General features: G+C 57.9%; 17 protein-coding genes. 8 read left to right on the top strand and 9 right to left on the bottom strand.

The genetic code is table 11. From position 1 onward, the window contains the following. Positions 1-40 precede the first annotated feature (40 nt). The 4 genes from ACQR3R_RS05450 to ACQR3R_RS05435 form a co-directional block, all read right to left on the bottom strand. A complete protein-coding gene (locus tag ACQR3R_RS05450) occupies positions 41-706 on the bottom strand; it encodes a DUF2268 domain-containing putative Zn-dependent protease (protein ID WP_428270993.1) in 666 nt (221 codons plus the stop codon). Positions 707-760: 54 nt separating this feature from the next. Beyond that, a complete protein-coding gene (locus tag ACQR3R_RS05445; RefSeq protein ID WP_428270992.1) occupies positions 761-1,339 on the bottom strand; it encodes a DUF4337 family protein in 579 nt (192 codons plus the stop codon). Between the two features lie 61 nt (positions 1,340-1,400). Next, complete coding sequence (locus ACQR3R_RS05440; RefSeq protein ID WP_428270991.1) at positions 1,401-2,642, bottom strand: MFS transporter; 1,242 nt, start codon at positions 2,640-2,642, stop codon at positions 1,401-1,403. A gap of 33 nt (positions 2,643-2,675) precedes the next feature. Beyond that, a complete protein-coding gene (locus ACQR3R_RS05435; RefSeq protein ID WP_428270990.1) occupies positions 2,676-3,857 on the bottom strand; it encodes an MFS transporter in 1,182 nt (393 codons plus the stop codon). A gap of 95 nt (positions 3,858-3,952) precedes the next feature. Here ACQR3R_RS05435 and ACQR3R_RS05430 point away from each other — a divergent pair, with 95 nt between their 5' ends. Beyond that, positions 3,953-4,126 (top strand): LysR family transcriptional regulator, encoded by a 174-nt coding sequence (locus ACQR3R_RS05430; protein WP_428270989.1) that lies wholly within the window; start codon positions 3,953-3,955, stop codon positions 4,124-4,126. Continuing rightward, a complete protein-coding gene (locus tag ACQR3R_RS05425) occupies positions 4,123-4,845 on the top strand; it encodes a LysR substrate-binding domain-containing protein (RefSeq protein ID WP_428270988.1) in 723 nt (240 codons plus the stop codon). The genes ACQR3R_RS05430 and ACQR3R_RS05425 overlap by 4 nt, the downstream gene beginning before the upstream one ends. Here ACQR3R_RS05425 and ACQR3R_RS05420 read toward each other — a convergent pair. Further along, positions 4,840-5,238 carry an ester cyclase gene (locus ACQR3R_RS05420; protein WP_428270987.1) on the bottom strand — a complete coding sequence of 133 codons (399 nt, stop codon included), beginning with the start codon at positions 5,236-5,238 and terminating at the stop codon, positions 4,840-4,842. The two genes, ACQR3R_RS05425 and ACQR3R_RS05420, sit on opposite strands and share 6 nt — an antisense overlap. A gap of 300 nt (positions 5,239-5,538) precedes the next feature. Between ACQR3R_RS05420 and ACQR3R_RS05415 the strand changes: the two genes are divergently transcribed. After that, positions 5,539-6,339, top strand: coding sequence for an MBL fold metallo-hydrolase (locus ACQR3R_RS05415; protein ID WP_428270986.1), 801 nt, complete (start codon positions 5,539-5,541; stop codon positions 6,337-6,339). Between the two features lie 60 nt (positions 6,340-6,399). Here the strand turns inward: ACQR3R_RS05415 and ACQR3R_RS05410 are convergent, their stop codons facing one another. Together ACQR3R_RS05410 and ACQR3R_RS05405 are read right to left on the bottom strand one after the other, a co-directional pair. Continuing rightward, on the bottom strand, positions 6,400-7,293 hold the full coding sequence (locus tag ACQR3R_RS05410) for a LysR substrate-binding domain-containing protein (RefSeq protein ID WP_428270985.1): 894 nt from the start codon (positions 7,291-7,293) through the stop codon (positions 6,400-6,402). 68 nt (positions 7,294-7,361) lie between these two features. Then, positions 7,362-7,742, bottom strand: a complete 381-nt coding sequence (locus ACQR3R_RS05405; RefSeq protein WP_428270984.1) for a Rid family hydrolase — start codon at positions 7,740-7,742, stop codon at positions 7,362-7,364. 193 nt (positions 7,743-7,935) lie between these two features. Here ACQR3R_RS05405 and ACQR3R_RS05400 point away from each other — a divergent pair, with 193 nt between their 5' ends. The 5 genes from ACQR3R_RS05400 (at position 7,936) to ACQR3R_RS05380 (ending at position 11,940) form a co-directional block, all read left to right on the top strand. After that, on the top strand, positions 7,936-9,246 hold the full coding sequence (locus ACQR3R_RS05400; protein WP_428270983.1) for an NAD(P)-binding domain-containing protein: 1,311 nt from the start codon (positions 7,936-7,938) through the stop codon (positions 9,244-9,246). Positions 9,247-9,265: 19 nt separating this feature from the next. Then, a complete protein-coding gene (locus ACQR3R_RS05395; protein ID WP_428270982.1) occupies positions 9,266-9,682 on the top strand; it encodes a Rid family hydrolase in 417 nt (138 codons plus the stop codon). A gap of 130 nt (positions 9,683-9,812) precedes the next feature. Next, positions 9,813-10,490, top strand: a complete 678-nt coding sequence (locus tag ACQR3R_RS05390) for a DUF1028 domain-containing protein (RefSeq protein ID WP_428270981.1) — start codon at positions 9,813-9,815, stop codon at positions 10,488-10,490. After that, entirely contained in the window at positions 10,487-11,638 is a 1,152-nt protein-coding gene (argE, locus tag ACQR3R_RS05385; protein ID WP_428270980.1) for an acetylornithine deacetylase, read from the top strand. The genes ACQR3R_RS05390 and argE overlap by 4 nt, the downstream gene beginning before the upstream one ends. Before the next feature lie 83 nt (positions 11,639-11,721). Further along, complete coding sequence (locus ACQR3R_RS05380; protein ID WP_428270979.1) at positions 11,722-11,940, top strand: PLDc N-terminal domain-containing protein; 219 nt, start codon at positions 11,722-11,724, stop codon at positions 11,938-11,940. A gap of 45 nt (positions 11,941-11,985) precedes the next feature. Here the strand turns inward: ACQR3R_RS05380 and ACQR3R_RS05375 are convergent, their stop codons facing one another. Continuing rightward, the gene (locus ACQR3R_RS05375) at positions 11,986-12,336 is read right to left on the bottom strand and encodes a hypothetical protein (RefSeq protein WP_428270978.1); all 351 of its coding nucleotides are present in this window, start codon (positions 12,334-12,336) and stop codon (positions 11,986-11,988) included. 81 nt (positions 12,337-12,417) lie between these two features. Further along, entirely contained in the window at positions 12,418-12,966 is a 549-nt protein-coding gene (locus ACQR3R_RS05370; protein WP_428270977.1) for a cupin domain-containing protein, read from the bottom strand. Between the last annotated feature and the right edge of the window lie 792 nt (positions 12,967-13,758).

The raw sequence follows: 13,758 nt of genomic DNA, 5'->3' as shown, positions 1-13,758 counted from the left end.
ATTACGTTGACGGCCGTAATGTAGGCCATGACTGCGCGCGTTACGAGCGCAAAATGCCGCGATCGAGTGCCGACGCAATGATCTCTTGCGCGGGCACGTTGATCCAGGTTTCAGCATCGACCTCGCCAACGGATTCAAGCCAGCCTGCAACCATCCGATAACCCAGCGTGTAACCCAGCCACTTGGGGTAAGCACCCAAACCGAAAAACCATTCAGCGTGATGGTAGTGGGTGGCCCCAAGCGTCTGCAGGTCAACGGGCGTACGTTGCAGCGCTTCAGCACCCAGGGCATTTTCCCAGGGCTCTGGCTCGCTGCCGAGCAGGCGCCGGACAAACTGGCCGGCGAGCCCCTCGCTGACCAAGGCTTCACCCAACGTCCAGCCGTAGCCAGGTCCGGCCATGCGCAGACAGTGGTGCACTTCATGAACGATTTGCCGATGCAACGCACCATTGCCCAGGCTAGGCAAGAAATTCGGGTTATCCGGGTCGACGGTCATCGAGAACATACTGCTTCGATACGCGCGCCCCACCAGCCCCATCTCCGCAAGCACTTCGCCCGGCAGCCGCTGGATCAACACATCAAGTTGCGGCGGCTGAACCAGCCTTGAAACGGTGTGGTACGCGGCCTCGAATTCGCCGGTCAAATCAGAGCGAAAGTCAGCAAGACTTCCCGAGGCTTCCAGCCAATGCAATGTCCAAGCGTCCATTCTTATCCCTATAAAACCGGTGAAGTCCTGCTGCTTGACCCGCAGCGTGTTCGTTTAAATATTCAGCCACGCCAGGCTGCCCAACACGACGCTGACACCCGCCGCGGTGTAGGCGAGCCGCTTCAGCCATTCCTTGCGCGTCAACAGGGTAATCGCGGCCAGGGAAATTGCAATCTGAATGGCCGTCATCGCCTGCGCCCAGCGGTGGTGCTGATGCAAGGCCAGCTCTGATTTTTCATCCCACGCGCGAGACTCCGCCTCCATCGCCTCGGCTTTCTTGCGCACCACTTCTTTTTCATTCTTGTAACGCAGCGCCTCCGCCACGTAATGCGCCGCGTCCAAGCCTGGGATATGAGTCGCCAGTTCCGCCAGGTTCTGACGACTGGATTTGGCCTGGTAATAATTCCACTGGTTGGACGCTTCGGTTTTTTCGATGGCGGCGTTGTTCTTGTCCATGGCCGCCTCACTCTCCGTGGAGCCGGCCTGATAGCTGAGCATCGCGCCGACGGTGGCCATGATCGCCGTCATCACCGCGATCTTGCTGGCGAAATTGTCGCCGTGGGCATGGGCGTTTTTAGTCGCGTGTTCCACGTGTTGTTCATGCGGGCTGGGGACTTCGAACGCTTCGGACATGGAGGTCTGGTCTTGGGAATGATGGAGTGACAAAGTGTAACGAGAGTTGTCAGTAAACGCGCTATACCAATGATGAATCACTGTCAGGCGCAATGCTGCGGTCCAGTGCGCGCTGCACGCACCAGGACAACGGCAACGTCAGCAACAGAATCGCCGCCAGCGTCATGACCGCCACGGGAATACCGGTGGCGTCGCCCAAGCGGCCAAACAACACCGGCGCCAACGCCCCTCCGCCAATCGTGCCGGTGTAGAACAGCGCAAAGGCGTGCTCACGTTTTGCAGCGCTCGACAGCTCAGGCACCACGCCGTAGAGCACCGACGAGGTGCCATTCAAGGCCAGGCCCAACAAGGGCAGCATCAGCATCATGCCGGTCAGCGGCAGGTACACGGCAAGGATGATCAACAGTGCGGTCATCGACTCGGTCAGCCAAACCGTTTTCATCATGCCGATGCGTGCGCCCAGATAACCGCAGAGCAATTTGCCGAATGCGCCACCGACAAATAACAACGCCAGTGCCAGGCCGATACCTGCAGTGCCGGCGCCTTTGCTTGTTAACACAAAGGGCAGGAACGTCAGAAAACCCATGCGCACCGCGCTGTCGATAATCCCGGTCAATAGCAATGCACGTATGCCGCTGACGGAGTCGCTCCCGGCCCTAGGCGCGGTGGCTTTCTTCAGTTTGAGAGGAGACGCCGTGCGCGCCGAAATCAACCACCAGAGCATTGCTGCGGCAGCCAGCCCCAACACGCCCATCAGCGTCACGCTGACGCGCCAACTGACGACGGTCAGCAACACGCCCACCAGTGCCGGGATCAGCATCTTGCCGATGTCACCGGCAAAGTTGTATTGCGATAACGCCTCTTTGACCCCGCCACCCTCCTCAAAGGTGTCGCTGACCATCGAAGACGCCAGCGGATGTTGAGTGCTGGCGCCCAAGCCACCCAACATCAGCGCCAGCAACAGCAGCGGCAAACCGTCTGCCAGGCCTACGCACAGGTAAGCCAAACCCGCCAACGCGGTTCCGCCCACCAGCAAACGGCTGCGCCCCCAGCGTTTGGCGGCGCGGCTCGCCAACAGCTGACAACACGCCATCGTCCCCGAATAAGCACCGCGCAATAGCCCGACTTGCGCCAGGCTCAAGCCAAATTGCAATTGCCAAAGGGGCAGTAGCACATAGATAACGTCGGTCAAACCGTCATGTATCGCGTGTGCACTGCAGGCCGCCACCAGCGACCGGCGCCGCACGGAAGCATCGGCGGGCGGCGACGGGTGTGAGGTGATTTCGTCGTTCAGCGTCGTCATCGTAGTCGGGCACTAAAGAGAGTTGTTGAAAGGTCAATCGGGCGAGCGCATCGGCTCACCGGCTATCACAGGCTTCCACCCGGCCACTGCTATCAGTAACGACAACAGCTGAAAACCGATAATCAGGGCTACGCAGCCCAGCCAGCCCCAATGAATCCAGATCATCGCTGGAACCACCGCGCCGAAGCTACCCCCCAGGTAATAACAGGTCAGGTAGAGCCCCACGGCGCCAGACTTGTTGTGACGGGCGGTGTTAGCGGTAAAGGCGCTGGCCGCTGCCTGCGCAAGAAAAACCCCGGTCGAACTCAAGCTCAATCCCACGACGATCAGCCACAGCGACGGCAGCAGGGTCAACAGCGATCCGCTGATACCCAGCACTGCCGCGCCCATCAGCAGTTCGGATGGCGGTCGGGATTTGCTCAAGCGACCTGCAATGGGAATAACCACCAACGCCAGCAGGAACACCGAATAGATCGAGCCTAGCGCCGCCGTGCCCAACAGGAACGGTGCCTGGCTGAGGTAAAGACCGGCGTAGGTGAACGTCGCCACTTGCGAAAACAGGACACAAAACCCCACGCCATACGCCGCCAGTAACGGCGTGCTGTACAGCTCGCGTCGGGCCAGCAAAGGGCTGGTGACAACGCGGTTCACTGGCAACGTATTCGACGGCAGCAACCGGTAAATGGCCAGGCCAATCAATAGACTCACAGCAGCCAGCAAGACGAAGCCTTCACGCCAGCCAAGGTACTGGGTCATGACGCCGGTCAGGAATCGTCCCGCAAAACCGCCCAGCACGGTGCCGGCGACATACAAACTGGTGACTTCGGTCACCGTGCCACCGCGCCATCGATCACCGATGTAGGCCACGCTGGTGGCAAACACCACGGGAATCAGCATGCCTTCTGCGAAGCGCCACACCAGTAATTCGGGGAAACTGCCGGCATGCGCGGCGAGCAACGCCGGCACAACCAGCAACAGCGCCGCGCCAGTGATTACCGAGCGCTGATCGAAGCGCCGGGTCATACGGCTGACAAAGGGTGCCGTGATTGCAACCGCGAGGGTGGTCACGGTAATGCTCCATCCGGCGAGGCGAATGCTGGTTTGAAAATCCGCAGCCAACGCCTGAAGAATACTTTGTGTGGCATACAGGTTGAGAAAAGCCGCACACCCGCACAGGAACAGCGCGACGCGGGCCGATTGCAGTCGCGAATTCATGAGACCTCTCGTGTTATGAGCCGAAGCCTTTATAAAATGGGCTGCCCCACCGACACCAATACCGAATTCGAACCGATTGATACCCAAGGACACGGATGCTCGATTTACGCAGGCTACGATACTTTTTGACGGTCGCTGAAGAGCTGCACTTTGGCCGTGCAGCCTTGCGCCTGCACCTCGCCCAGCCGCCTCTGACCCGGCATATTTCGGCATTGGAAACAGAACTGGGCTTTCGCCTTTTCGACCGCACCAGCCGTACGGTTTCGTGACTGCGCAAGGCCGCCATTTTCTGCCTCACGCCCGGGCCGTGCTGGAGCAGGTCAGCCTCGCCGAGGTCATCGCGAAAAAACTGGCCGCAGGTTCGGCCGGGCAGCTAAGCCTGGGTTATGCCAGCTCGATTGCACTGTCAGATATTTTCAGTCAGGCCATCCAGGTGTTCGCTCAGCGTTACCCCGACGTGCAACTGACGCTGGTGGAAGGTTCTTCAGGCAGTCAATGGTCACAAATTATCGACGGACGTCTGGACATCGGTTTGAGTCGCATGCCGCTGGCCGACAGTCAGACAGGGGCTCAGGCAATGTCGTTGGGTGACGAGCCGCTGGTGGCCGCCCTCGCCTGCGATAATCCGTTGGCCAGCCAGGTCGAAGTGTCGCTGGCACAACTCAGTGGCTACCCGTTGATCCTGTTTCCCGCCGATTTCGGCTCCGGACTCAACCAGACCATCGAACAGTTATACCAACGCCACGGCCTGCCCTTGCAACCGGGTCCGGCCGGTCGCCAGATCACTTCAATCATTGCACTCGTCGCGGCCGGCCAAGGCGTGGCGCTGGTGCCGGAGTGCGCTCAGGCGTTGGCAAAAAAAGGCGTTGTTTATCGGCCTCTGAGCGATGACAAGGCCTGCGCACCGTTGTTGATGCTGACGCGAGCCCAAGGTCGCAGTGTGCTGGTCGAAGCGTTCACCGGCGTGATCAATGAACTGATGCTATGAAATCGCATCGAGCTGCGCCTCGATCGCCGCTTTGTCGATCAGCGACCACACGTCGAAGATCCTGCCGCCCCTGTACTCATAAAAAACGTTCTCGCAGAACACCACGTTCCGACCGTTCACCGGCAAACCAAACAGTTCCCCTACCGGCGTGCAATCGAAGTGCAACCTGGCAGCAATGTGCGGAGGGTCGGCAACCAGGCGTTCGATCACAAACCGCAGGTCCGGGATTGCCCGAAAGTCGCCTTCGAGCATTTCCCGGTAACCGCTTAACCCGACTCGCTTGCCGTTGTAATGGACGTCATCACCCACAAACTGGCCCAAGGCTTGCCAGTCCTGCTGATTGAGACAGGCAATGTAGCCGCGATAGGCATCGCACAGTGCTTGTTTGTTCATTGGACATGCGCTCCGCAAACAACAACAGTATTCGCTGGCAAAGAACTTGACCAGCCTTGGTCAGTTAGAATTTCTAAAGTGTCATGAGTTAGTTTTAATGCATTGATTGCTCTGGTCTCAAACGGTAGTTATGACGTGCAGTTTTTTGCTGCAGCCCCCTAACTGACCGCTGAATACAAAGCTGAGAACCTCATGGCAAAAACAATAAAAAACCTTATCTTTACTGCCGTGGCTATGTTGGCATCTGGCGCCCACACAGTATCAGCAGCCCAGACTGAAAAAGCACAACCGGCCTTCGTCGTGCACAAACTCAACGACTTCCTGTATGCGATTGGCGAGCCGAATTACTATCAAAAAAACTACTCGTACCTGGTCGTGGGTTCAGAAAAAGCACTGATGTTCGATTCCGGCGCCAATCAGAAGGAAGACATCACAACAGTGGTAAAAACCATCACTGACAAGCCTTTATCCGTCCTGCCGTCGCACCTGCATTTCGATCATCTGGGCGGCTTGCACAACTTCGACAGCGTCTACTTGCTTGACTCGCCCTACACACAGCACTTCAAGCAAGCCGACGGCCTGTATCACGTGCCGGAACCCGTCTACCTGGGCAACCTCGACCACTTCAAGCTGGCCCCCTTCAAGGTTGCCAGGCTGGTCAAGGCTGATGAAGTGATTGACTTGGGCGGCGTCAAACTCAAGCTTCTCAGTACGCCCGGTCATACTCAGGACGAAGTGGCGCTTTATGATGAAGCACACAACATCCTGTTGTCGGGAGATCATCTTTATCCCTCCTGGCTACTGGCCGGCAACCTGAAGGACTACATCAAATCGGTTAATGCCACCCTCGGCATCATCAATAAACAGACGCTGATTTATGGCGCTCATGCCGACGAAGACGCCAACAAAGTTCCTGAGATGAACTATGAAGAGATCGCCAGCATTCGCGACAAAATGCTCGAAATGAATGCAGGCAAGGCCAAGGGAAAAACATTCACCGACCCGGACCTGATCAAGGACTCCAAACTCTATAAGGTCGACAATCACATCAGTATTTTGACAAACATCAAATTTACCGACGGTCGAACTTACGGTTATTGATAGAAATGCCTTTAGTTCGCCTGAGCTCAATACTCAGGCGGGCTATCATTTCACAGTGCACTAATAGGGTTTGTTTGAAACAGAGTACAGCCACTCAATCAGGTCATTGACTTCGGGCCTGTCGCGTTTGCCTTCGGCACAGATGCAGTAGTAATTGTGAAGCGCCGGAACGGTCAGTGTCAGCGGCTGGATCAAGCGGCCATCGTCCAGATCCCGCGAAGACACCATCTCGTCACTCAATGCGACACCAAACCCGTCGCGCGCGGCCTGCAGCACCATCCCGAAGTCATCGAAATACATATCGCGCGGATCACTTCGAGTCAGGCGTGCCTCTGCCAGCCATTGTTTCCACTGAGCACCGTCGTCTTCATGCAGCAATCGATGAGTCGCGAGGTCGGCGATACAGCGTATGCCGGCAGGGCCTCTGAGCAACTTGGGGCTGCAAACCGGCGTCATTCGAATGGCATGCAATAGCCGCCACCAGAAACCAGACCACGGCGGCGTTCCATACACGACAGCGACATCGGCACGACGCCAATCAACCTCGTAAAAGTTGTCCGCGCTGATGACACTCAGTTTGACATTTTTGTTTTCTTCAAGGAACGCGAACAAGTGTGACGCTAACCAGGTAACGCCATCGACCGAGGGCAACGAGAGCGTCACTTCAGTCATTGGTTGCGGACCCGTGGATGAGTCATGCAGTAATTGCACGGCCCCTTCAATCTCGCCAATCGCCTTGGCCACACTCTTGCGCAGTGTTTTACCGCCCTCGGTCAGCACCAGTTGCCGGCCACGCTTGTAAAACAGATCAACCCCAAGACTGCCCTGCAGCACTTTTATTTGCTGGCTGATGGCGCCTGCCGTGACATGCAACTCCACGGCGGCAGCGGAGATGCTTCCCAGGCGAGCGACGCTCTCAAAAACACGAAAGCCATTAAGCGGCGGCAGCGCCATCATTCCTCCGCACATTATGTTATGTAGCGACCCTTCACTGAAAAGGGCCGCTCATCAAGTCCGTAAACTCAGGCTTTGGCGGCCATCGCGGTCACTTCCACGCGCATGCCTTCAACCGCTAGTGCTGCGACACCCACGGCGGCACGAACCGGCCATGGCTTGGCGAAGAAGCGCTTGTACACCTCATTGAATGCGGCACGGTCAGCCATGTCGGTGAGGTAGATGGTGAGGTGCATGACACGGTCCATCGAACTGCCTGCACGCTCCAGCGCGACCTTCAACGCTTGCAACGTGCACTCGCTTTGTAGCGTGATATCGCCCAGTTCGAGGCTGCCATCGGCACGCGTCGGGATCTGCGTTGAAACCAGAATGCCGCCGAAACCGGCAACGTCGGATGAGATGGAGTCCGCATCGGGATCGGGGGTAAAAGTGATGTCCTGGTTAGCCATGGGGTTCTCTTGTTCGAGGGGGTAAAAAGTGGCTGTCAGTTTACAGCGCTACAGAATCAAACGCTCTGCCTCAGTTATTTATACTCAAATGCCAGCTTAATAATATTTTACCGATAACAGGGTCATCCCTAGTCTTGAGCCCAAGAAATGGCAGGCCGTTAGCGACCTGACGCAACCTTCGAAGGGTATAGAGATGACCACCGAAAAAATAAAAACAGATACGCTGATCGTGGGCGCTGGTCAGGCTGGCGTGGCCATGAGTGAACACCTGAGCAAACTGGGCGTGCCGCACCTGGTGCTGGAGCGTCACCGTGTCGCCGAGCGTTGGCGCACCGGGCGTTGGGATTCGCTGGTGGCGAATGGTCCTGCGTGGCATGACCGTTTTCCCGGCATGGCGTTTGACGATCTCAGCCCTGACGGCTTTGCGCCCAAAGAGCGGGTAGCCGATTACTTCGAAGCCTATGCCCGCAAATTCAAGGCGCCCATCCGCACGGGCGTGGACGTCCTGAAGGTCGAGCGCAACGTCGGTCGCCCGGGCTTCACCATTGAAACCTCTGAAGGCGTGATCGAAGCCAATCGAGTGGTCGCTGCCACCGGGCCTTTCCAGCGCCCGGTGATCCCGCCGATTGCACCGCAAGATCAGCCCTTCATGCAGATTCACTCAGCCGATTACCGCAATCCGGCACAACTGCCTGAAGGCGCGGTGCTGGTGGTGGGTGCGGGTTCGTCCGGGGTACAAATTGCCGACGAGCTGCAGCGTTCCGGTAAAAAGGTCTACCTCTCCGTCGGCGCCCACGACCGCCCGCCTCGTGCTTATCGCAACCGCGACTTCTGCTGGTGGCTGGGCGTACTCGGCGAGTGGGACCAAGCCGCCATGAAACCGGGCCGCGAACACGTGACCATTGCAGTAAGCGGTGCACAGGGCGGCCGCACCGTGGACTTTCGTGACCTGGCCCAGCGCGGCATGACCCTGGTCGGCCTGACCCAGGCGTTCGATGGCGGTGTAGCAACGTTCCAGCCAAACCTGGCGGAGAACCTGGCGCGCGGCGATGAGAATTACCTGGCGCTACTGAACGCTGCCGATGCCTACATCGAGCGCAATGGCCTGGACCTGCCGGAAGAACCGCAGGCACGTCACACCTTCCCCGACCCGGACTGCGTGACGCAGCCCATTCTGCAGTTGGACCTGGTCAAGGCCGGCGTGACGTCAATCATCTGGGCCACCGGTTTTGCGACCGATTACAGCTGGCTCAAGGTCGCGGCCTTCGACGAAAACGGCAAACCGCAGCACCAGCGTGGCGTGTCGAGTGAGGCCGGCGTGTACTTCCTGGGTTTGCCATGGCAGTCGCGTCGCGGGTCTTCGTTCATTTGGGGTGTTTGGCACGACGCCAAATACGTGGCTGATCACATCGCCATCCAGCGTTCCTACCTCGAGTACCACGATGCCGCCCAGCGCGAGGCCGACGCGGCCCCGGTCGCCCTCAAAACCAAGGCCAGTGCCTGATTTTTCCCAGGAGTTTCAGATGACGACGCCAACTCATACCCGAATTCGCATGTTCAACACCAAAGAAACCTACCCCAACCAGAGCCTCGACAATGACCTGTGCCAAGCCGTTCGTGCCGGCAACACGGTGTATGTGCGTGGTCAGGTCGGGACTGATTTCGAGGGCAATCTGATCGGTCTCGGTGACCCAAGAGCGCAAGCCGAGCAGGCCATGCGCAACGTCAAGCAGTTACTGGAAGAGGCTGGCAGCGAACTTAGCCACATCGTCAAAACCACGACTTACCTGATCGACCCGCGGTATCGCGAGCCGGTTTATCAAGAAGTCGGCAAGTGGCTCAAAGGCGTGTTTCCTATCTCAACCGGGTTGGTGGTGTCAGCGTTGGGCCAGCCGCAGTGGTTGATGGAGATTGATGTGATTGCGGTGATTCCCGAGTAAGCAGGCATACAGGCAACCCAGCGCCCACAGGGGATTTGTGTGCAACGCAGATCAAATGCGGGAGCGGGCTTGCTCGCGAAGAGGCCCGAACAAACACCCATTTCTCCAAGGCAAACCAAGGAGCACAACCATGACCTTTTCCATCGCCGCCCGTTGCCCTGAAACCGGCCAGTTCGGCATTGCGATCAGTTCCTCCAGCATCGCCGTTGGCGCACGTTGCCCGTGGCTGTTGCCGGGTGTCGGCGCGGTCTCCACACAGAACATCACCCTGCCCTCCCTCGGCCCGGAAACCCTGGCGCTCATGGAGCAAGGCCAATCCCCTGCCGAGGCGCTGGACACTGTCCTGACGCGCAACGGCTACAGCCAATATCGCCAGATCACCGCAATCGACCACCTCGGTCAGACCGCGCATTTCAGCGGCGGGCAAACTTTGGGCAACCACAATGCCGTGTCCGGCGACCAGTGCGTGGCAGCGGGCAACATGCTCGCCGACCGCGCGGTGGTCCAGGCCATGGTGCAGGCGTTCGAACATGCCGAAGGCCAATTGGCCGATCGTTTGCTGTCGGCCATGAAAGCCGCCATTGCGGCAGGTGGCGAGGCCGGCCCGGTGCATTCGGCGGCGTTGGTGGTGGTTGGCGAACTGACGTGGCCGATCATCAACCTGCGTGTCGACTGGGCCGACGACAACCCCATCGGTGCGCTGGAAAAACTCTGGGACGCCTATCGACCGCAAGTTCAGGACTACATCGACCGCGCCCTCGCCCCGGACAAATCACCGGGCTATGGCGTGGCTGGAGACGACCGATGAACAGCAGTCGCGATTTGCTGCGAGCGCTGGTGGCATTCGACACCACAAGCCGCGAATCCAACCTGCAACTGATCGAATTCGTTCGCGACTACCTCGCGGGTTTCGACGTGCCGTGCCAACTGATCTACAACCCACAACGCAGCAAGGCCAATCTATTCGCCAGCATCGGCCCGACGGATGTACCGGGCATCGTGCTGTCAGGTCATACCGACGTGGTGCCGGTCGACGGCCAACCATGGACGTTACCGCCGTTCGAACTCACCGAGCGCGATGGCAAGTTATTCGGTCGCGGCACGGCAGACATGAAAGGCTATATCGCCTGCGTGCTCGCCCTGGTGCCTTCGCTGGTAAAAGCTTCGTTGCGCCTGCCGGTGCACATCGCGCTGTCGTACGACGAAGAAGTCGGCTGCCTGGGCGTGCGCTCCTTGCTGGCGGAACTGGAAGGACGCCCGGTCAAACCGATGCTCTGCATCATCGGCGAGCCAACCGAGCTGAAACCGGTGCTCGGGCATAAAGGCAAACTGGCAATGCGCTGTGATATTCACGGTGAAGCGTGCCACTCGGCGTACGCGCCGCGTGGGGTCAACGCGATTGAACATGCTGCGCAATTGATTAGTGAATTGGCTCGCCTCGGCCAACGTTTGAAAGCGCCCGAGCATCACGATGTGCGCTTCGATCCGCCGTTCAGTACCGTGCAAACCGGGGTCATTTCCGGAGGCAAAGCCTTGAACATTGTCCCCGCTGACTGCCGCTTTGATTTCGAAATTCGAGCGCTGCCCTCGCAGGATCCCCGCGAAGTTGCGCAGGCGTTACAGGCGTACGCCGAACAGCAGGTATTACCGCGCATGCGGGCGGTCAGTGAGCAGAGTGAAATCCGCTTCAGCGAGCTGTCCGCCTATCCGGGTTTGGTGACAGATGCCCACAGTGAGGCGGCTGAATTGATCGCTGAATTCTGCGGTTCTGAAGACTTCGGTACGGTAGCGTTCGGCACCGAGGGCGGCCTGTTCGACGCGGCAGGAATCCCCACCGTCGTCTGCGGTCCCGGCAGCATGGACCAAGGCCATAAACCCGACGAATTCGTCAGCCTGCAGCAGTTGAAAGGTTGCGATGAAATGCTGCAACGGATGCTGTCCTCCATTTGCAACTGAGCGGCCCTGTCACGCAGACCAAAATTTAATGAACCCTGCTCACCCTCGCCCACCTAATTAAAAGACTATCTAGAGGGTGACCCATGCAAATCGAAACAATCTGGATCGTACTGGTGGCAATTCTTCTGGTGATTGAACTATGGGCAATCAACCGGGTGCGCAAAGCTCAGGGTAAATCGAGTAACAAACTCTTATGGATCGTAGTGATTGTGTTTGTGCCACTACTTGGGGTCATGGCATGGGCCCTTGTCGGTCCAAAACACACCGAACACAACCCGCATTCACCGCAAGCCAGGCAGTAACACCACTACAAAGCCCCGAAGATTCGGGGCTTTGTCTTCGACTTATTAACGTCTGCGCCCTGGTTGCCACACAAAGTGGCTGAAAACAGACACCACACCCGCAAAGGCCAAAAACAAAACGCCAATCGCCGCCCAATGCGGCAAGTCGCTCAAATACTGGATCGTGTCGATCTGTGGAATAAAAATAACCGTCCCGATACAAGCGCCCACAACGATGGCAATTCTTGAAGCCCGTACGCTGGTGTAACGGCCATTCAGCGATTCATCGAACTCAATCGTTTTCATCTTCGGAGCGTAGTAGCGCAAGCCGACGAAACAGAAGATCCCGTAAATGGCGAGTCCTGTCGCGTAGAAATGCCTGTCTTCCAGCGTGATCAGTTGTTTCAGGCCGACCATGACTATCACGGTATAAACCACTGAACAGGCCAGCACCATCGGCCATGCCCAGAGGTAATAGCGAAGGGTTCGCCCATCCATTCAGAAGTTGGCTGGGGTGTTGGCGCTGATGATTTCCGCCTCATCCGCTCCGATGTTGCGAAACTTGTGCGGCAATGTGGTCGGAAAGTAATAGCCGTCGCCAGCATTGAGCACGCTGATCTGCCCATCGACCGTCAACTCAACCGTACCCCGCGTCACCAGCCCGCACTCCTCGCCTTCAGCATGCACAATCGGCTCATCGCCAGAACTGGCGCCAGGCGCGTACTGCTCGCGCAACAAACGCATTTGCCGGCTCGGCACTGAAGCGCCAATCAGCAGCAACCGCAAGCCATGACGGCCGAGGTCCGGTTGTTCGTTGGCGCGGAATACGTATTGATGCTCGCGTGGCGGTTGGTCGAAGGTGAAAAAGTCCGCCAAGGACATGGGGATGCCTTCGAGCAATTTTTTCAGTGAGCTGACGGAGGGACTGACGCGATTTTGTTCGATCAGAGAGATGGTGGCATTGGTGACGCCGCTACGCCGGGCCAGCTCGCGCTGGGAGAGTTTGTAGCTTTCGCGTACTAGTTTGAGTCGTGAGCCCGTGTCCATGACAGCCTTATGTGGGAAATACTTAAGGGTTATGGGGGTGGATGGCGGGCGACTTTTGGCCGCGAAAGTACCGCTTCCCTGTCCCGGATATTTGAAAGTCGGGTATTAAATCACGTTTGGTGGAGTTGCTCAGCAGGTTCGATGAGTGGGTGGGTGAAAAGCGTGTTGGTGGTGATGCCCATCTATTCGGGTGTTTAATTTTTCGAAACGAATTTTCCTGTGCTGGCGGAGTGTCATGTGGCATGGGTAATGACTGATATGGCCCCATCGCGAGCAGGCTCGCTCCCACAGTTTGGTCCCTGTTGGTCACGGGTTATGTGTCCGTCCTGGATTCCTTGTGGGAGCTAGCCTGCTAGCGATGGCGGTGTGTCAGGCGACATTGATATCGACTGAAATGGCCCCATCGCGAGCAGGCTCGCTCCCACACTTTGTTCCGTGTTGGTCACGGGTTATGTGTCCGTCCTGGATTCCTTGTGGGAGCTAGCCTGCTAGCGATGGCGGTGTGTCAGGCGACATTGATATCGACTGAAATGGCCCCATCGCGAGCAGGCTCGCTCCCACACTTTGTTCCGTGTTGGTCACGGGTTATGTGTCCGTCCTGGATTCCTTGTGGGAGCTAGCCTGCTAGCGATGGCGGTGTGTCAGGCGACATTGATATCGACTGAAATGGCCCCATCGCGAGCAGGCTCGCTCCCACACTTTGTTCCGTGTTGGTCACGGGTTATGTGTCCGTCCTGGATTCCTTGTGGGAGCTAGCCTGCTAGCGATGGCGGTGTGTCAGGCGACATTGAT

This window comes from Gordonia sp. IEGM753, assembly GCF_050321825.1.
Classification (GTDB): domain Bacteria; phylum Pseudomonadota; class Gammaproteobacteria; order Pseudomonadales; family Pseudomonadaceae; genus Aquipseudomonas.
Note: the sequence above shows the minus strand (reverse complement) of the source record. Positions and strands in the feature narration are given on the sequence as shown.